The following is a 17,574-nucleotide window of genomic DNA, read 5'->3' as shown; positions in this document are numbered from 1 at the left end:
AAAAAACAGCCAGTCGGCTTTTTTTATTGCCATGAATCCTTTACATAGCCACTCTGACAAAGTGGCTAAATTTATGCGAAAGGAGGACGCACCTATGTCAAATTGCAAAGTAATCGCTCTGACGAACCAGAAAGGCGGTGTCGGAAAGACCACCACGGCGGTCAATCTGGGTGTCAGTCTGGCACAGCAGGGTAAAAAAGTCCTGCTCATTGATGCCGATGCACAGGCAAATCTTACCATGTCACTTGGCTACGGCAGACCAGATGATTTGTCTGATACGCTCTCAAGCATTATGCAGGATGTGATAGACGATAATCCTGTCAATGTCCAGAAAGCTATCCTGCACCATAATGAGGGCGTTGACCTGCTCCCGTCCAACATTGAACTGTCGGGCTTGGAAGTAAGGCTAATCAATGCCATAAGCCGTGAAAGCGTGCTGAAAACCTGCATCAATGAGGTAAAAAAGAATTATGATATGAGCAGTTTGGAAAGGAGGTAGCAGAGATTGGCGAGAAGCAAAAGAACAGGAATCGAGCTGACCGCATACGATGACCTCTTTGAAACAGACGAGAGCCGAGCAGAAGCAAATTTAAGCAAGATAAGGGAAATCCCCATTTCCGAGATTGATGAGTTCCCAGACCACCCATTCAAGGTTTTGATGAATGAGGATATGGAGCAGCTTGTGGAAAGTGTCAGTCGGAGCGGTGTAATGACCCCTGCCACGGTTCGGCAGAAAGAGGACGGTCGGTATGAGCTTATCAGTGGTCACAGGCGGAAAAAGGCTTGTGAGCTTGCAGGGCTTGAAACGCTGAAATGTGAGGTTAAGGAGCTGACACATGATGAAGCAATTATTGTCATGGTTGAAAGTAATCTCCAACGCTCTGTTATTCTGCCAAGTGAGAAAGCCTTTGCCTATAAGATGCGGCTTGAAGCGATGAACAGACAAGCGGGCAGACCACCAAAAGATAATTTGACACCAGTGGTGTCAGATTTAGAAACTCCCCGAACAAATGAGAAGTTGGGAAAAGAAGTTGGTGAAAGCCGTGAGCAGATACGCCGCTTTATCCGCTTGACCGAGCTTGTACCCGAAATTCTGCAAATGGTAGATGAACGTCAGATTGCTTTCCGCCCTGCTGTTGAGATTTCCTATCTTTCCGAGGAACAGCAGTACACTTTGCTTGAAGCAATGGGCTAAGCATCTTCAGGGTCTGGGAAAGCATCGGAAGTCATTGTGACCTCAAACCGTTCTTGCGGCGGCTCGGTTTCCTGTTCCTTTGCAGCTTTTTCAACCTCCGCAGGCATTTCATGGGCGGCAGGCTGTTCCTCGGTATTTTCTATTTCTTCGGACTGTTCCTTATCCTCACTTTTCCTGTTCCAGTCAGATTCAGTAGCCAAAATCTTAGCAAGGAGCTTTTCATCCTCTGATGTCAGCTCGGTATGCTGCTCCAAAAACGGGATAAACACATCCTGCCCAAAACGCAACGTTTCCATCTGCTCACGGTAATAATCTTCGCCCTGCCGTTTCCATTCTGGGACAAACGGGCAGTCGGGAGAGAGGGAATATTCATAGAAATTTCGGATATGGGCAATTAAATCCCCCTCACCGTCGCCAATGTCAAACCGCCCCTCGTAGTTAAATTCCTCACCGCCGATAGCCCTATTCCACAAGGATGCCTTGTATCAGACCATCTGCGCCCGGCCCGGCGCGTACTTGATAAAGACCTCGAAAAGACAGCTTTCAATTTCCCGCTTGCGCTTGTCCTGCGCCTTGGGGGACAGGATAGGGGTCAGGTTTTCCAGCGTGATGGGTTTGCCCTGAAAAGAAGCCGTCTTGACCTCTTTGTGATAAGTAATTCTTGTTTCTGCCATCGGAGCCTCCTTTACAAATCGGTGAACGGTTGCACACAGTTTCCCGCTGTCCTGTGGGGAAACGTCAAAAGGCGGCAGAAAAACCGCCGCCCTTTGACCTCCCCCCACCTCTGGCCAGGATGGCCAGAAGCAGAGGGGGACTGTATTCCATTTCAATCTGCAAAGGCCAGGGGCCGCCCCGCCGGGCTAATTTGGGCTGTCGCAAGACAGAACGCCCCGGCTGGGGCGGCCCCCTTGATTGCATTTATACTGCGCCGTATTTGCCACGCATCCCCGGCGCGGGGAGTATTCCAGACCGCCGATGGCCTCGGCTGCATAGCCCCGCTGTACCGTTCTACCGTATACCGCAGGACTCCCCCTCAAGTCTGTGGGAGGGCGTGAGCAAGTCTCATTATCCCCCGCGCTGTCCTCGCGCCCGGCTTGCCACAGCCGGGTCAAAGGCTTGCGTTGATCGCTCGGTCAGCTCCTATTTCACCTCCTCGGAGCGTTCCATTCTGGCGGCGCGCCTTTTGCCGCTATCACGCGGGTTTTGTATCTGGAATACTGTGTATTCAGTTGTCAGCGGGAGGGGCTTGTCCCTCCTCACCTATCAGGCGGAAAATTGGGGGAAAGTCCTCTCTCCTAAATGGAATTTTCCAAAATATTTTTCAGGTTCAGCAAGCCCCGGTCAATGGAGCCGCTGATCCGGCTGATCCCCACACCCTCGGCCCGCGCAAGGTCGGCCCTACTGATGCCGAGTATGTAGTGAGCGTAGACGCGCCGGGCCTGGACAGGCGGGAGCTGGCCAATGGCCGCATAGAGGGCGGCCCGGTTTTCCGTGTTTTCCATCACCTGCTCCGGGGACAGCGGGGGAAAGGTCACGTCTGCCTCAAAGCCGGGAGTGCTGTCCAGGGAACACTCGTCATGTTCCCGCTTGCGGCGCTTGTAGCTGTCGCACAAGCGGCCTCCGATGGAGAGGGTCACGGCGATCTCGTCAGAAACCTCCAGTATGACGCGTTCGGTCAGGTGGGGGTAATAGTTATTCAGAATGATGGTTTTCATATTGCCTCCATTTCGATGTTGCGCGGTTGACGGGTCAGCAGATCGAAATGGAGGGTTCGGCGGGGAGCGGCATCCGGGGGTGCAGCTCTGCAAAGCCTCTGGCCACGATGACCAGAAGCGACAGGAAACGACAGCGCCCGCACAGCGTTGTACTGTGCGGGCGCGTGAAGTGACATGGTTCTTTATGTACTTACATATTTCGCGTTCGTGGCCGGAGTAACCCGGCGGAGGGTCTATGCTTTTTTTGGAAAATTATATATAGCAGAAACGAGAAAAGACACGGCGCTACCTCCTAAACGGTCGCCGTATCTTTCAAATAGAAAGAGCCGATAACCGCATTTTTAATTTGCGTGTTATCGGCTCTGCGTCTATGCGTCTGGCTCTTTTGATATTTATTTGGATATTAGGCTACTCAAGCAAACAACAGATAGGTTTCCTTTTTTTACATTTACTAAAGTCTCCTGCTTGCATTTTGGACAATACAGCGGGAAATTGACAAGCTCTGTGTCTGGACGCACTTTAAGTCTGGTCTTATTTCCGCATACGGGGCATAGAAGCCATATCATCTGACCCATCAAAGGCTTTCCTCCTTGTAACTTTTTTGAATTAGCTTTTTTTGCTCCCACTTTCTACTTTTGAAATAGAGCAAGCCCACAATAGCAGGCAGGACTGGCGAGAGTGCCTGCCCATAAAAAATGCCAGGAAATCCCATGCAAAGCGTAAAAGCTAAAAACCAGCTCACTGGCAAACGAATGATAACTGCATCCAATAAGGCGTTAAACATGGCAACATTTGCCGCACCTGCCCCGATGGAAAAGGAATCCAGCGTATACATAGCCGCATAAATCAAACTATTGATACCGCAACAAATACGCAGGTAATAAACACCATCGTTTACTACTTCTGGGCTGGTACTACCGAACAGTAAAATCAATGGTTCCGCAAAAAGTTGCACGCCAATTACAACAATGAGCGTAACAGCAATATTCATCACTAAACTGATTTTTACCACCTTTCGGGCTCGCTCGATTTGTCCTGCGCCCATGCACTGGCCGACCATCGCTGTTACTGCCTGTCCAATAGCCCAGCAGGGCATACCAGCAAAGGTATTGATCTGCAAGCCTACGCCAGATGCGGCGGAAACAGATGTACCAAATTGATTGAGCATACCTGTTACCAGCAGATAGGCTGTGTTGACTACTACCATCTGAATTGCTGTGGGTAGACCGACTTTTATAATGGCGGTCAGCTTATCCCATTGAAGTGTAAATTTTCCGTGTTCCGCCGCAGAGAAAAACACCTTGCGTCGTTGTAGATAGAGCAAAGAAATCACAAAGGAAATTCCCTGTGCCGTGATTGTTGCGTAAGCGGCTCCTACTGTCCCCATTTCAAAGGGGCCTACCAATATAATATCTAAAAATACATTGATGATGGTGGCAATCCCAACAAAGCAGAGGGGAGATTTAGAATCTCCCAGTCCCTTGAGTACAGAGCAAACAGCATTATATCCAAACACAAAGACCGTCCCGCAGCAAATAGTTTTCATATAGTCACAGGCATCTTGATACACATCTGCCGGAACATTTAGTGCCTGAAACAGAGGACGGTAAATTGCCAGGCTCACAACAGTCACAAGGAAAGAAGATACCAGCGAAAGTAACGCTAACATTTGAAAAGACTCCGCTTGCCCCTTTGCATCGTCTGCCCCTTTGTATTGAGCAATCAATACAGCTCCCCCCATTGTCATACCAATACAAATTGAGTTAATGATATAACACAGTTTAGAAGCGTTACTAATCGCCGCAAGGCCCACATCTCCTACAATCTGGCCGATCACAAGCATATCTACCACATTGTAGAAAGATTGCAGCATATTCGCCAGAAGTAACGGGAGCGCGAAAACAGCCAGCTTTCTTGGCACACTACCGGTCAATAAGTTATGTTTTTCTATCATATCCATTCCTCCAAAAAGAAAAGGGCACACCATATCGTGTACCCTTTGCACATTCATAAATAAGCATAACAAAAAGTCACAAACAAAACATTGTTTGTGGCCTAAACAGTCGATTGTCTATCGTTGGTTGGATAAAAGGGTACAAAAACCAAGGGCAGTCTATATCCGCCCTGGCCTTTTCACCATATCAATCAACTTTCCGAAAAGGCTCCGCACAATGTTTCGTGGTATAAACTTGTGTGGAGCCGAATCCAATACAGAACTTCCCGAACAACATTGTGTTCACCTCTCTTGTTAATTTGTATAAATTATACACAGTTTGCACTTTCTTGTCAAGTCAAATCCGTAGGCTCTTTATAGTTAGAGACTTTGATTTACGAAAAAAAATACTACTAAAATATAAAATTGTATTTCGTCCTCATACCCGCCCCTGAAATGTAAAATAATATAGAGGTGATATGAAAATGTACCAATATGAAAAGCGCCTGGACTGCCACGCCCTGGGTGCAGAAATCAAGCGCAGACATAAAGCAAAGGGCTGGACGCAGGAGCATCTGGCCCAGCTTGTAGACCTCACCCCGCGCTCCATCATGTATATCGAGAACCGGGGCCAGCACACCAGCCTCAACTCCTTTTACAAACTCGTCACTCTTTTGGATATTTCCGTAGATGAATTTTTCTACCCGGACAGGTACAACGGAGAGGACGAACGCCGGAAACACCTTGACCGTATGCTGAACGGAATGGACGAAAAAGAGCTTATCATCATGGAGGGGGCCGCAGAGGGCATCCGCAAGGCCCGTGAAAGGTCGGAGACGTAGGAAGAACGCCTCCGGCCTTTTTCGCGGGGGTTTCCGGGGGAGCGCGTTAGCGGCAAGCAAGGCAAGTGTATAGACACTTGCGGTTTTCGCTCCGCGAAAATGCTTGTTGGGGTTCCCCCAAACCCGATGGACTTCTGGCCATGCTGGCCAGAAGTCCCCCTGTCTGCGGCCCTGTCGCTACCGCTCCTGGGCCTTATTTTCCCGCCCGTCCGTCAGGCCGAGCAGATGATCCACACCGCCCTTGACGGCCACCAGCTCACGCATCTGCCGCTGGGCCTCCCGGTACTCGGCATAGAGGGCCTTTTTCTTGTCGGCCAGTTCCCGGCGCTCCTTTTTGAGCGCGTCCATTTTCGGGAGCTTGGCCCCGCCCAAAATGTCATTGATTGCAGCCTTGGCCGCCCGGTAGTCGGCCAGCTCCGCCTCATGCTGGGCCAGATACTTTTTTGAATACTTGGCCGCCTTGTACCCATCGAACACGGGCCGGGTCTTGGCATAGCTCACCACGGCAGCCATCAGCTTGGAAGTTTGGGAGAGCCGGGCCTCGGTGGACTGTATCTCCCCGGCCAGGGCATGAAAGCGATCCACCGCCGCCGTGGTCTGCTCCGCCAGCGCGTCATAGTCGGTCAGCCCATGCTCCTGGAGGAATTGGAGGGCGGCGGCCATCTGTTTCAGGTTGTAGACCTTGGCCCACCGCTCATAGGCTGGGCCTTTGCCCTGGCGCATTTTTTCCTGTATGTCAATCAGCAAATTGACGCGCTGGGGCGCGGGCCGGGGTCGCGCCTGTTTGGGCTGGCGCGTGGGGGCCTTGCCGTCAATCACGGCCTGAATATCCTCCAGCCCATAGCCAGCCCCCAGGGTGGAGGCCCGGAGCCGGGCCGCCCGGTCATGGCCGGGAGCGCGGAACGAGATCACCCCGCCCCGTCCATGCACCACCTGAAAGCCCACCGCCTCCATGCGCCGCAGAAAATCAGAGAAGTCGGCGGGGCGTTCGGACAGGGCCGCATCTATGGCCCAGCGTATCTGCTCCTTTTGGGACGGTGGCCGGGCCGCCCCCTGCCACTGCCCATAATGCAGAAAGCGGCCCTTGCTGTGGAGCTTGGGCCGCTCTACCACGGACAGCGCGTGTTCCAGGCACACCCGGTCAGACAGCCGCCGCAGGGCGAAGCTGGAGCCGATGAAGTTTCGGAATTTCCTGGAGCGGTCATAGGCCGTGGAATTGTAGTAAATGTGGTTGTGAATATGGCCTTTGTCGGTATGGGTGCAGACAAAAAACTGATACTTGCCCTTTGTCCACCGCATCGCCGTTTCATAGCCGATCCTGTTGGCCTCCTCCGGGGTAACTTCCCCCTGGGGAAAGGCTTGGCGGAGCTGGTAGCACAGCGCCCCCTGCTCCGCCGTCCGGCCCGTTTCCGCCTGATACTGGCCCTTTACCAGCATAAATTCAGCGTGGGCGGTTTCCGGGTCGCAGAGGTAAGAGGACACCGCCCCCAGTTTCTCCGGGTTCAGGCCGTAGTCAAAGCGGTCTTTCAGACTTTGTATGGCCGTTCGCTTGGCGGCCTGTTTGTGGGGCTTGATATAGGTCGTAGCCGTGGGCGTTCCTCCTTTCCGTATCGGTTCTCCTTGCTTCTGGCCACACTGACCAGAAGCAAGGAAAAATTGGGGCAAAACTATATTTTATTCTTGTAGAAATAAAGCCAATATGATAAACTAAAAATAATTTACTATTAAGAACAGCAAAATCGAGGTGTGTAAGGTGCGCTCCAAAAAATATTCCTGCCCTAATGGATGTAAACTTCCACCGAGAAGAAAAGTTTTACAGGAATCTAAAGACCATACATATAAGTTTGACTATAATGATTTTTTGTTTTGTCCCGTATGTGGAAGCCTTATGCCATATTCGTTGGATAAAATTCGAGATTTTTTTGATGTATACCATGTTCATTCATCGCTCAAACGTGCAATCAACCTTGTATATAAATCCGAATTTGAAGCCGCTGCACGAGAAACTTTTGTTGTAGTTGAAACCACATTAAAAAAGAAATCTGGTCTCGACTTGCATGGTTTTGATTTGGCGACCAAAGCGCTGTCTTTTGAGTTTGATAAAAAGACTGGAAAAATTACAAAAGCTCCATTGATTGCAATTAACGATTTAGTTACGGAATCCGAGCGAAATGAACAAGATGGAATACGATATATGCTTATGGGCTTTTTCCAAGGGCCAAGAAACTTATATCAACATAGGCATATTGGAGCAGGCGTAGATAACACCCTTTCAGTTATTATTGAGGCGTCATTTTTTTTGAGATTATTGGACGGACATAGTATAACAAAAAATGGGCGGTGGATTCCTTCAAAAGTAAGTTACAGAGAAATCTATAATTCTATGCCCAAACGGATTGATCGCTGGCGGCTTATTCGCCTTTTGAAAAAGCGCGAACATCTTTTTAGAAAGCAAAAAAATCCAGAGCATCTATCTTCTGGCCACACTGACCAGAAGCAAGAGTGACAGGGAGCGGCGCGGGGCCGCTCCCTTTTGTCACAGGCGCACCACCTCGGAGAGCTTCTGGAGCAGATCAGCCAGCGGCCCCCACAGATCGGCATAGTCCTTTTGCAGAGATTTGATCTCTTCCTGGTACACCCCGTAGCTGTTGGCATGGGTCGCCACCTGATTGAGATTATTTGCACACCGCCTCTGGAGGGACACCAGCTCCTGGACGGGGGAAAGGTCAACATGGAGGATATAGCCGTTGAGGGCCATTTTGCGGATATAGGCGCTCATATTGCGGATGCCCGCCTCCTCCATGCGCCCCCGGATGGCCTCCAGCTCGTCAGGCCGCACCCATACATAGAGCGGCACATCCCGGACGCGCTTTTTTCCGGCCATGCTACCTGCCGCCCCGTTCAGGGGCCTCCCGCCTGGATGGGGCCGGGGCCGGATGTTCCCCAGCCTGTTCCGCCGCCTCGCGCATCTGCTGGGCGATAGGCCGCTTGACTTCCCGCACCCGAAAGCGGCGCTGGTAGTCGGCGGCGCGGTCAGCGTAGTCCTTTTCCGCAGCGACTCCGTCATCGTAGTAATGGCCCCAGTAGTAGTCCCGACGGCCCTGCTCCTCGGTGAATTGCCACGTCACAAAGCCCTCCCTGGGATGCTCCCCCAGGGCAATCCCCCGCCCATTATCAAACAGAATGGACTGCCGGATGACATAGCCTTGATTTTCGTCCATAGTAGCCTCCTCTCAAACTGTAAAATGTGGAAAGTATCAGCGGAAAACAGGGGCAGGACGTGAAATGATACGCCCCACCCCTGAACGGCCCCGGCAAAGCCTTGATACAGGCGGGTTTCAGGGGGCCTAATTTTCCACTCATCAGCCCCGTTTTTTCCGCATATAATCCCGCTTTTGTTCCCGGAGCGCGGCGCGGGCGCAAGCCTCGGAGCAGTAGCGCCGCCGCCCGTCCAGGAGGGCGGGCCGCCCGCAGACGGGGCAGGGCCGGGTTTCCGGGGCTGGCCCCTGGCCGGACAGGGCGGCCTCCAGCGCCGGATCAAGAGGGAGAACGGCCTCCCGGAAGTAGCGGCAGTAGGCTCCTGTCCAGCACTTCCCCAGCATATAACATTCACAGTTCAGGGGCAAGCATCCGTACTCCCGGTCATAGTTGGCGCACCACTTCACCACCAGGGCGCGGATGATGTGCTTATTAGCGTAAAATGTCGTGATGGTTATCCTAAAACGGAGGATGGAATTAAAAGTAAATTTAAAGAATTTTTGGTAGATATTGCTTTTGCAAGTGAGTGTTATCCAGCTTGCGAAATATCGAAGCGAAAGATTGCTGCTACAAATAAGAAAATATATTCTTCATTGATATTTTGGATTGACAGAAATCGAAATGATGGACGAGAAAAAGAATCTGTAATTGATAAAATTGGAGGATTTTATCTTAGAGAAGAATGTCATTATGATACTGTAGCACTTATAGATAATAATCGTGCACAGTTTCTTTATACTTCAATTAAATTTGCAAAATCTAAATACGGGGAAGATAACTGTAAATTTTTTTATATTAATACTGGATTAAATAATGCTAATATAAATCGAAAGTATAGCGGAACAATTTTACCTTATGAATATTTAAATTCAGATGTCTTGCCTATGGCAATAAATCAGAATAATCAAAATATACTACTTTTACTTGTAAAAGATGAATTTTGTGAAGAGTATCTTAGACGTTTAATTGGATTAGCACAAGAAATTACATTTGACTGGGCGGCAAATATAATAATTGCTTTCCCAAATTATAATGAATTTGAAGATAGTGAAGCAGTAATATCTGCAAAATCAGAATTTGAAGATTCTAGTTTTACTGATAAAATTACAGTTTTAACTTATGATCCAGATTTTAGAGATGAGGTGTGAACGAATGAATGATAGCATCAATACAGATACTTTGTTGCCAGTAGGAGAACGCTTAAAGCCATTGTTAAATAAATCTTGTATCAGTGAGTCAGATATGAAGGCTCTTCTTGCCGAGAGAGGAGTGTATATTGGTGACAGCAATAAACGATTATCTATCCCGATTTTAACATTGTCAATATTAAGCCCAAAGGAATTTGAAAAATTGCAGGAACTGCAAAAAACAAAAGAGGACAGTCTTAAGACAAGAATTACAAAAACAAAATCTCAATCAGATAATAATTTAAACAATTTGATTCCACAGGATTTAATAAAAAAAGATGAATTACTTGATGAGTATGATTGTTTTGATTTTGATACTGATTTGAGCTTTAACATGGATACTCCAAATAAATTAGTATTGGATTATGCAATTATCAGGGAGGATGTTACTAAAGATTGGGCAAATAATAAGAGTAGATATACTGGAAGAGTGGAGGTTGAAAAAACATCAACTGATAGTATGATTTGCTTTAACAATGAATATACATCTTCGGAAACGGAAACTATCAATAAAAAAATAATCAAATCAGTGTCTAATCATTTATTAACAGAGGGAGAAATATCTAGTAGGGAAGACACGTTTGAAATAACATCCGATAAATTTAATAATAATCAAAGGTTTGCAACAGTGTACAAAGGGATACATATAAAAAAACAAAATAATGGACTGCCAACCTACTGAAAAACCGCTCTTTCACAACGAAGGGCGGTTTTTTCATGGGCGCAGGGAAAGGAGGCAACCCAACTACCGGGGCTTGACAAGAGAGGTCAAGCCCTTTTTTCATGCCAGAAAACCAAGAAGGAGGTATTGCGAATGGCCGATGAAAAATCGAAAAACCTGACTGGCGCAGACGGTCCGGACAAAGATCCGGCGCAGCCCGAGGTGGGCGGCTCCCTCGCTCCGGGGAAGGCGCAGAAAGCGCCCGAAGCCGCCGCACCGGAAAAAACGGTAAAGCGGCTCCCGCTTCTCCCGCAAAGGAGGCCGCCAAGGGGACGAAAGAGGCAGCCCCAAAGCAGAAGGAGGAAAAGGAGACGGAACCGCCGAAGCGGAAGGGCCGCCCGCCCAAAGAGGCAAAGGACAAGGCGGCTCCCACGAAGAAGGAGCCCACGGCAAAGAAGGAAAAGGCGAGGCAGAAAACGGCCACGGCCATGAAAACGGAGAAATCTTCACCGGCTGGAAAGGCAGCAGAGGCGGAGAAAGCGCCCCAGTCCCAGAAGGGCGGCGGCAATCAGCTTTAAAGAATTTCGTGTGCGGTATCACACAGAAGCGGCCTGTCGGGAAGAATTGTTTCGTCAGCGTTTTCCTGAGGGCTTCGTGTGTCCGAAATGCGGATGCGAAGAGTTTTATGCCATTCGCAGCCGCAACATCTGCCAATGCCGTTCCTGCCGCCGCCAGACCTCCGTCACTGCCGGAACGGTGATGCACCGTAGCGGCCCGACAATACTAAGGGAAAGAATGATACCCATTGCAAGCTCCGCTGGGAAAATGCTTCCGTTCTGTACCAATAAAAGACCAACAGGCAGAACCTCTAGAAGTGTTGTCGGCATAATCGCCATCATCAAGTTCATGGTTTTCCATGTGCTCTTAAACCATGTCAGCGTAAAATCCTTAAAAGACTGGACGGCACCAACAAAAGGTGCTTTCATTAGGCGGTTTGCAATTTTCAGCCGAATACCCTCTAAAATCGTATAGGCTGAAATGTGTGCTAAAATCGTAGAAATACCAAAGCAGATAACCGAACAGACAGAACACTTTCAGCTGGTTTGCAAAAATTCCTCGCTGACCGGCTTAATTTGCTATACCCATTTTCATGCCGCAAAAATTATGCTGTCTTTTTTCATTTTGGGGCTTGACACCTATTTGCAGGTTTGCAATCATTGTGCCGGATTTGCAAAGTTTCGCTATTGGGAAATGGAGACAACGAACTCTTTTTGACAATGGACGAATATATTTCTCCTGGCGATATGGTTCAGGTTGTCGGAGCGGAAGGCGAAAAAGGAATCGTACTATCTGTTGTGGAGCTTTCAGAATATGCGATTTCTGCTTCTCTGTATCAAATGAGGACGGTCATAAAATTACAAGAAGAAGTTTAGAGCCAACAATGGTTAATCCACTGTTGGCTCTATTTTCTTAACTACTCAATTCAGCCAAAAGTTTCTGAATCTCCGTCCTATCCATTTTCACTATGAGGCTTCGAGCATCTCCACTTCGGGTTATGTATGTCAAATCACCGGTTTGCAAATAGCCTGTAATCTGACTGAATGGATCGTAGCCGGCTTCTCGAAGGGATGAGGCTATTGATTCAAAGATTTCTCTTGAGGTATCACTCATAAACCGTCGCATCTCCCTCCGAAAAGTCAAGACTATTGAAAATGGAACCGTATACATCAATCATATCATCAAGAAGTATCTCAGCGTCGGACTCCATGATGAGGACACGCTCGTGATGGAGTATCTTTCTGATAATACCCTTGGTTTCGATATATGCGCCACCAGACTTTTTCCCATCCTCAACGAAATGAAGAACTGTTACTTCGGGCTTTTCGACCAGTCTGCTTTGCAAGAAACTGATTTTGAGATTAAGGGTTTCTATCTCATCGTCCGTCAAGTTCTTTCGTGCATCTGTCACTCTTGCAGACTCCGCTACAAGGCTGTCATAGCCGGTGAGGGCAGCGAAAGGGGAGAACTGCGCTGCACGGTTGAGGCGGGACATCTGAGGGCGCTTCTGGGATACATGGTGTTCGTGGTCTATGATGTCCTTATATTCTGTTCTTGCATCGCTCATGCTTTCACCTCATTTCACGCCTTGTGACCGCCGATCTGCTTGTTGCGCTCCATAGCGGTAGCGCCTTCGTGTATATTCAGCCCTTTCACGATGGCGTTCTTTCCGAACTTATCCCTGATGCCAATAAGAGCTTTCTGAATCTTTAGCTCTCGATCACGCTCTTCTTTCTCAGCAGCTCGCTGCTGATCCAGCGCCTCGTAGTCGGTGAAAAGGTCGAGCTGCTCCATTTCAGGAATAGCGGCCTTTGTTTCGCTCTCCGGTATCAGATGGGTTACGGCGACTGTGAAACGCCGGACTAAAAGGTTTTTATCAACGATGCTGTCATAGATGGAGGCAACCGCAGCCATGATCTTGTTGGCGGAGGATGTTTGCCTGCCAAGGTTTTTTGAACCGTGAACAGATTTTGGGACTTGACGCCCATAATGGTCGGTCACGATTGCACCTTTGTACTTGGCAGCTCGCTTCGGGTCGGTGAGGTTCTCAATGTCATAGCCAACATCAACGACCACCTGATCGGTAAAAAGACCTGATCGAACAAGGTCAATGGAAAGCTGGTCGGCCATTTCAAGGATAACGATTCTGCCTTCATCGAATCCGTAGGGGCGAGAAAGAACCTGACCGGAGCTTAGACTTTTTGATTCCGGCTTGTATGCCTTGCAGTCGGCAATCTCTGTCGGCTCCCAGCCCCAGGCGTGGTCAATGAGCAATTCTGCATTGACCCCAAACAGCTTATAGAGGAGATCTTCGCTATAGTAGTCTGTATCCTTTCCCTCGGAGCAGCGGGCGATGTCGCCCATCGTGAACATACCGTTCTGCTCCAGCTTTCGAGCAATACCCTTGCCTACTCGCCAGAAGTCCGTCAAAGGCTTATGTGTCCAGAGCTTTTCTCGATAGCTCATCTCGTTCAGCTCGGCAATGCGAACCCCATCCTTGTCGGCGGGGATATGCTTTGCCACAATGTCCATGGCGATTTTTGCAAGATACATATTCGTGCCGATACCTGCTGTGGCAGTGATTCGAGTCTCCTTCAAGACTTCCTGAATCAGCATCATGGCGAAGTCATGGGCTGTCATGTCGTAGGTGGAGAGGTAAGGCGTGGCGTCAATGAAAACTTCGTCGATAGAGTAGACCAGAATATCATCCATCGAGACATAGCGCATATAGATTCCCACGATGTCCTTGCTGTATTCCATGTAGTAGGCCATGCGTGGGGGAGCAACAACAAGGTCAAGCGCCAAAGATGGATCAGCAGCAAGCTCAGAGCCGAAGATGGATTTCCCCCTGAACCTATGTTCAGGGGCTTTTCTTTGCCTTTCTCTGTTGACTTCTTTGATTCGTTGTTTTGCCTCAAACAATCTTGCACGACCAGAAATGCCATGAGATTTCAGGGCAGGGGAAACCGCAAGGCAGATCGTCTTATCTGTTCTGCTTGCGTCAGCAACCACAAGATTGGTATCAAGTGGGTCTAAGCCTCGCTCTGCACATTCGACGGAAGCATAAAAACTCTTGAGGTCGATTGCAATGTAAGTTTTGTCTTTCACACTCCGCCTCCTCAATGCCAGAGATTTACGGGGCAGTCGTTCACGGCCCCATAATTGAAATCAGATTTGTAGAGGTGTTGTTGTCCATCATTTTTGTAAGACGGGCAATAAACCGATTGTAAAAGTCTGTAATCAGGTGACTATATTTTTGGATGGCGGCATTATTGCCGGTTATCCAATCCTCTGAATCCTGTGGGCAAAGGTAGTATATTGAATATCTTTCTTTAACCCTATCCAAAGAAGGATCATCGAAGTTCCTATCCAGGAGATCAGAGACTCTGGACATTTCTGAAAGCATCTCCCGTAGAGTATCATAGGTAAAGTAGTTGTGGGTCAAATACCATTCAAAGCCGCCACTGAAGAAATATCCAGATTCAAAGCGGTTCTTGTTATATACCAATTCACTGTCAAAATACTTGAAAAGGAAGTAGGAGAGGAAACAATCAACATCCCCCTCCTCAACGGAGAACTCTTCTTTCAGTTCCTCGGTAGCCTTCCATGTTACTTTCTCGGTGTTATGCACTATCACAGGACGAAACCAGAAGTATGAGGAAGGGTCATGTCCCTCGATGATTTCAATCTCAAAAGCCATAAACCATTCCTCCTTGAGTTATATAAATCATCACAAAATCGTGTCATCCATCAAGAAGTCTATTATGCCTACATTGAGTATCCCGTTGTCATCATACCAGCGTTTCCGAATATCATGACGCACAATGATTTTGGGGAAAGAGTCACCGGTGAGGGAGAAGGGCTTGTTTTCTGTAAGAGACTTTTCTTCAGTGCCAAGAGCATAGGCTGACTGGATATAGACCTTTTTCCCACCGAGGGTTGCGATGAAATCAATCTCTCTTGCCACCTGAGTGGGCTTGCCGGTACTGCTTTTCTCAGTAGAAAAGACAATGCCCACATCTACGGCGCAACCACGAATGATTAGCTCGTTGTATATGATGTTTTCCATGATATGGGTCATTTCCTGTTGCCGGAACCCGATGCGGGCATTCCGCAGTCCAATGTCCTCACAGTAGTATTTGTTGGGGTAGTCGAAGTAGCTCTTGCCCTTGACATCCCAGCGCTTGCATTCACTGAACAGGAAAGCATCAGCCAAATGATCCATATATGATTTCACTGTATTGATGGAGACCAGATTCTCACCGGCTCGCTTTTGCATAGTGTTGATTGCTCCCGCAACTCTGTTGGGATTGGTGAGAGAGCCAATGGAGGAACAGAGCAGGTCAAGAATGGCGGCAAGTACATCTTCACGCTTGATGCCTTTTCGCTCAACAATGTCCTTCAGGTACACCTCGGAGAACAGCGATTGCAGATAGTTCATTTTTGCGGCATCGGAGGGGCGGGAGAGTACAAGGGGCATCCCCCCGAAGAAAGCATAGCTTTCAAACGCATCCGCTTTGTCACCGCCTACAGCGGAGTAGAACTCCGCAAAGCTCAGAGGGTGGACTCGGATTTCATCGCTACGCCCTCTAAACTCAGTCAGAATATCGCTGGACAACATTTTTGAGTTGCTGCCGGTCACATAAATGTCCAAATTGGACAGAGATTTCAAGTCGTTCAGCGCATCATAGAAGGTGATCGCCTTGCCTTCTTTGTTATATGGGTTCGCCACTTCATCGGACATTTGAATCTCATCAACGAAGAGGTAAAACTGTTCGTCGTTGCCCTCAACAATGCTCCGTACATACTGTGCAAGTTCCAGAGGGTTTCTATAACGGATGTCCTTTGCCAAGTCCAGCTCAAAGCAAAGAATATGATCTTCTGCTACCCCCTGAGACAGTAGATGTTTTTTGAAAAGAGTGCGGAGCAGATAGGATTTTCCGCATCTGCGGATACCGGTTATGACCTTCACCTGACCATCCCACATGAAGGAGACAAGCTGATTTAGGTAGCGGTCTCTTTTGATTTCCATAGTTACCTCCATTGAAAACTTTGTGGAAAATATAGTCAACATATCAACAAACCTATTATACCCCAGACGGAAGAAAAAATCAAGGCTATGTCTGAAAACTTGCCAAAGAAATACAAGCTACTTTTCAATGAGCGGTCATTGCAGGTTTAAGGCGAATGATGCTTATGAGACCATGCTCTACTCAAACATCCTCTTGAAGCTGTACCTAAAATCGCTGAAAAACGGGGGAAAGCTCCAGCTTGCCGAAAATATCCCCTACACCGCACAGATGATAGCCACAATCACCCGCCAGCAAGTCGGCACAGTGGAGAGGGCTTTGCAGATTTTTATGAAATTGAGGCTTGTAGAACCCTTGCAGAACGAGGCTTTATACATGAGCAACATTGAACTCTTAATCGGTTAGTCCTCTACCGAGGGGGGGCGAAAACGCCGGGCAAGGCGGGCTTTGCAGGAGCAGAAAGCCTTGCCGGAAGCCGTGGCGGACAAACGTCCACCATATGGGGCGGACATTTGTCCACCAGAGATAGAGAAAGAGATAGATAACCGGCTCCCGCCGCCCATCCTTTCCCATCCGGGTTTTCCTTTTGCCCAAGCCACTCCACATATTCCGCACAGCCCCTCGTGACATATTTGAAACGTGGGTCGATGCAGGCGTTCATCAGCCTGTCCGTGGAGGCATAGGCTTTCAAGTGCTGCACCTGCGCCCGGATGCCGAGCTGCGGCGTGTCAAAGGAATTTCCCTTCATGCCATTCGCCGTTACGCCCATGCCGCAGAAATTGTTCTGGGAAAGCGTGACTGCGGAGCCGGAAAAAGTGAAATTCCCCGTCTCAAGGCAGGACTGCGCAAAGGCGATGTCGCCACGCACTCCCTCCGCTTTTCCTTCCGAAAGATACAGCGGACCATGTCAAGGACAGACTGCACCACGTTCGGATTCTTCGCTTTCAGATACGCTTTCATCTGCTCCGCCGCTGCCACGGCATTCCCCATGATTTTTGTGTATCCATCTGTTCCGGAGGATGCGCCGCCCATTGCCGCCTTGACTGCCTTGCGGAAGGAATCCATCGTGTACCCCATGCCAAGCTGCGTCCATAAATGCTCCGGGTCGCCGTGGTTGCTGGCAATACCCCTGCTGTGGCCTTCCCTGTGGCTGATGACCACGCCGTCCGCCAGCGGGTCCAGGCCGTATTTCTTG

21 protein-coding genes and 4 pseudogenes are annotated in these 17,574 nt (G+C 48.9%); 9 read left to right on the top strand and 16 right to left on the bottom strand.

Features of this window, described 5'->3' with window-relative positions; translation table 11 throughout:
• Nucleotides 1-94: 94 nt before the first annotated feature.
• Both VSQ30_RS09380 and VSQ30_RS09375 read left to right on the top strand, forming a co-directional pair.
• Nucleotides 95-475: pseudogene (locus VSQ30_RS09380) on the top strand (ParA family protein); the annotation flags it as partial.
• Between the two features lie 30 nt (nt 476-505).
• On the top strand, nt 506-1,195 hold the full coding sequence (locus VSQ30_RS09375) for a ParB/RepB/Spo0J family partition protein (RefSeq protein WP_502876227.1): 690 nt from the start codon (nt 506-508) through the stop codon (nt 1,193-1,195).
• On the opposite strand, the gene VSQ30_RS09370 is transcribed toward VSQ30_RS09375, so the two are convergent.
• From VSQ30_RS09370 to VSQ30_RS09350, 5 genes are all read right to left on the bottom strand, one after another.
• Nucleotides 1,192-1,668 (bottom strand): LPD25 domain-containing protein, encoded by a 477-nt coding sequence (locus tag VSQ30_RS09370; RefSeq protein WP_334463643.1) that lies wholly within the window; start codon nt 1,666-1,668, stop codon nt 1,192-1,194. The genes VSQ30_RS09375 and VSQ30_RS09370 overlap by 4 nt on opposite strands.
• Before the next feature lie 12 nt (nt 1,669-1,680).
• Nucleotides 1,681-1,869 carry a hypothetical protein gene (locus VSQ30_RS09365; protein WP_033118327.1) on the bottom strand — a complete coding sequence of 63 codons (189 nt, stop codon included), beginning with the start codon at nt 1,867-1,869 and terminating at the stop codon, nt 1,681-1,683.
• 621 nt (nt 1,870-2,490) lie between these two features.
• A complete protein-coding gene (locus VSQ30_RS09360; RefSeq protein WP_334463638.1) occupies nt 2,491-2,910 on the bottom strand; it encodes an RNA polymerase sigma factor in 420 nt (139 codons plus the stop codon).
• Between the two features lie 392 nt (nt 2,911-3,302).
• Entirely contained in the window at nt 3,303-3,485 is a 183-nt protein-coding gene (locus tag VSQ30_RS09355; protein WP_172551910.1) for a cysteine-rich KTR domain-containing protein, read from the bottom strand.
• The gene (locus VSQ30_RS09350; RefSeq protein WP_334463636.1) at nt 3,485-4,864 is read right to left on the bottom strand and encodes an MATE family efflux transporter; all 1,380 of its coding nucleotides are present in this window, start codon (nt 4,862-4,864) and stop codon (nt 3,485-3,487) included. The genes VSQ30_RS09355 and VSQ30_RS09350 overlap by 1 nt, the downstream gene beginning before the upstream one ends.
• 458 nt (nt 4,865-5,322) lie before the next feature.
• On the opposite strand from VSQ30_RS09350, the gene VSQ30_RS09345 reads away from it, so the two are divergent.
• Complete coding sequence (locus tag VSQ30_RS09345) at nt 5,323-5,685, top strand: helix-turn-helix domain-containing protein (RefSeq protein WP_502876226.1); 363 nt, start codon at nt 5,323-5,325, stop codon at nt 5,683-5,685.
• Between the two features lie 177 nt (nt 5,686-5,862).
• Here VSQ30_RS09345 and VSQ30_RS09340 read toward each other — a convergent pair whose 3' ends face one another.
• Nucleotides 5,863-7,215 (bottom strand): relaxase/mobilization nuclease domain-containing protein, encoded by a 1,353-nt coding sequence (locus VSQ30_RS09340; protein ID WP_334464844.1) that lies wholly within the window; start codon nt 7,213-7,215, stop codon nt 5,863-5,865.
• A 358-nt stretch (nt 7,216-7,573) separates the two neighbouring features.
• On the opposite strand from VSQ30_RS09340, the gene VSQ30_RS09335 reads away from it, so the two are divergent.
• Nucleotides 7,574-8,191: a TIGR02391 family protein gene (locus VSQ30_RS09335; protein WP_334463630.1), complete on the top strand. Its 618-nt coding sequence runs from the start codon at nt 7,574-7,576 to the stop codon at nt 8,189-8,191.
• A 30-nt stretch (nt 8,192-8,221) separates the two neighbouring features.
• On the opposite strand, the gene VSQ30_RS09330 is transcribed toward VSQ30_RS09335, so the two are convergent.
• The 3 genes from VSQ30_RS09330 to VSQ30_RS09320 all read right to left on the bottom strand — a co-directional run bounded on the left by VSQ30_RS09330 (nt 8,222) and on the right by VSQ30_RS09320 (nt 9,350).
• Complete coding sequence (locus VSQ30_RS09330) at nt 8,222-8,569, bottom strand: plasmid mobilization protein (RefSeq protein WP_123158738.1); 348 nt, start codon at nt 8,567-8,569, stop codon at nt 8,222-8,224.
• A 1-nt stretch (nt 8,570) separates the two neighbouring features.
• Complete coding sequence (locus tag VSQ30_RS09325; protein WP_334463625.1) at nt 8,571-8,906, bottom strand: hypothetical protein; 336 nt, start codon at nt 8,904-8,906, stop codon at nt 8,571-8,573.
• 141 nt (nt 8,907-9,047) lie between these two features.
• Nucleotides 9,048-9,350 carry a cysteine-rich VLP protein gene (locus tag VSQ30_RS09320; protein ID WP_502876225.1) on the bottom strand — a complete coding sequence of 101 codons (303 nt, stop codon included), beginning with the start codon at nt 9,348-9,350 and terminating at the stop codon, nt 9,048-9,050.
• An 18-nt stretch (nt 9,351-9,368) separates the two neighbouring features.
• Here VSQ30_RS09320 and VSQ30_RS09315 point away from each other — a divergent pair, with 18 nt between their 5' ends.
• The 3 genes and pseudogenes from VSQ30_RS09315 to VSQ30_RS20610 form a co-directional block, all read left to right on the top strand.
• Complete coding sequence (locus VSQ30_RS09315; protein ID WP_334463624.1) at nt 9,369-10,091, top strand: PD-(D/E)XK nuclease domain-containing protein; 723 nt, start codon at nt 9,369-9,371, stop codon at nt 10,089-10,091.
• A 4-nt stretch (nt 10,092-10,095) separates the two neighbouring features.
• The gene (locus VSQ30_RS09310) at nt 10,096-10,812 is read left to right on the top strand and encodes a hypothetical protein (RefSeq protein WP_334463622.1); all 717 of its coding nucleotides are present in this window, start codon (nt 10,096-10,098) and stop codon (nt 10,810-10,812) included.
• Nucleotides 10,813-11,379: 567 nt separating this feature from the next.
• Nucleotides 11,380-11,466: pseudogene (locus tag VSQ30_RS20610) on the top strand (transposase); the annotation flags it as partial.
• Between the two features lie 8 nt (nt 11,467-11,474).
• Here the strand turns inward: VSQ30_RS20610 and VSQ30_RS09305 are convergent.
• Complete coding sequence (locus VSQ30_RS09305) at nt 11,475-11,777, bottom strand: hypothetical protein (RefSeq protein ID WP_502876284.1); 303 nt, start codon at nt 11,775-11,777, stop codon at nt 11,475-11,477.
• A gap of 285 nt (nt 11,778-12,062) precedes the next feature.
• Here VSQ30_RS09305 and VSQ30_RS09300 point away from each other — a divergent pair, with 285 nt between their 5' ends.
• Entirely contained in the window at nt 12,063-12,224 is a 162-nt protein-coding gene (locus VSQ30_RS09300) for a hypothetical protein (RefSeq protein ID WP_334463620.1), read from the top strand.
• A gap of 37 nt (nt 12,225-12,261) precedes the next feature.
• Here the strand turns inward: VSQ30_RS09300 and VSQ30_RS20605 are convergent, their stop codons facing one another.
• From VSQ30_RS20605 to VSQ30_RS09280, 5 genes are read right to left on the bottom strand one after another with little or no spacing between them, the layout of a single operon-like run.
• Entirely contained in the window at nt 12,262-12,462 is a 201-nt protein-coding gene (locus VSQ30_RS20605; RefSeq protein WP_350339944.1) for an IreB family regulatory phosphoprotein, read from the bottom strand.
• Entirely contained in the window at nt 12,455-12,916 is a 462-nt protein-coding gene (locus tag VSQ30_RS09295; RefSeq protein ID WP_334463619.1) for a hypothetical protein, read from the bottom strand. Before VSQ30_RS09295 ends, VSQ30_RS20605 begins: the two co-directional genes overlap by 8 nt.
• A 14-nt stretch (nt 12,917-12,930) precedes the next feature.
• A complete protein-coding gene (locus tag VSQ30_RS09290; protein ID WP_334463616.1) occupies nt 12,931-14,457 on the bottom strand; it encodes a Y-family DNA polymerase in 1,527 nt (508 codons plus the stop codon).
• A 40-nt stretch (nt 14,458-14,497) separates the two neighbouring features.
• On the bottom strand, nt 14,498-15,049 hold the full coding sequence (locus VSQ30_RS09285; protein WP_334463614.1) for a hypothetical protein: 552 nt from the start codon (nt 15,047-15,049) through the stop codon (nt 14,498-14,500).
• A 30-nt stretch (nt 15,050-15,079) separates the two neighbouring features.
• Nucleotides 15,080-16,381: an ATP-binding protein gene (locus tag VSQ30_RS09280; RefSeq protein ID WP_334463612.1), complete on the bottom strand. Its 1,302-nt coding sequence runs from the start codon at nt 16,379-16,381 to the stop codon at nt 15,080-15,082.
• A gap of 157 nt (nt 16,382-16,538) precedes the next feature.
• Here VSQ30_RS09280 and VSQ30_RS09275 point away from each other — a divergent pair.
• Nucleotides 16,539-16,931: pseudogene (locus VSQ30_RS09275) on the top strand (phage replisome organizer N-terminal domain-containing protein); the annotation flags it as partial.
• 163 nt (nt 16,932-17,094) lie between these two features.
• Here VSQ30_RS09275 and VSQ30_RS09270 read toward each other — a convergent pair.
• A pseudogene (locus VSQ30_RS09270) lies at nt 17,095-17,247 on the bottom strand (glucosaminidase domain-containing protein); the annotation flags it as partial.
• Between the last annotated feature and the right edge of the window lie 327 nt (nt 17,248-17,574).

This window comes from Acutalibacter sp. JLR.KK004, from assembly GCF_036941085.1.
Lineage (GTDB): Bacteria > Bacillota > Clostridia > Oscillospirales > Acutalibacteraceae > Acutalibacter.
This window is presented reverse-complemented; position numbering and strand designations above follow the sequence as displayed.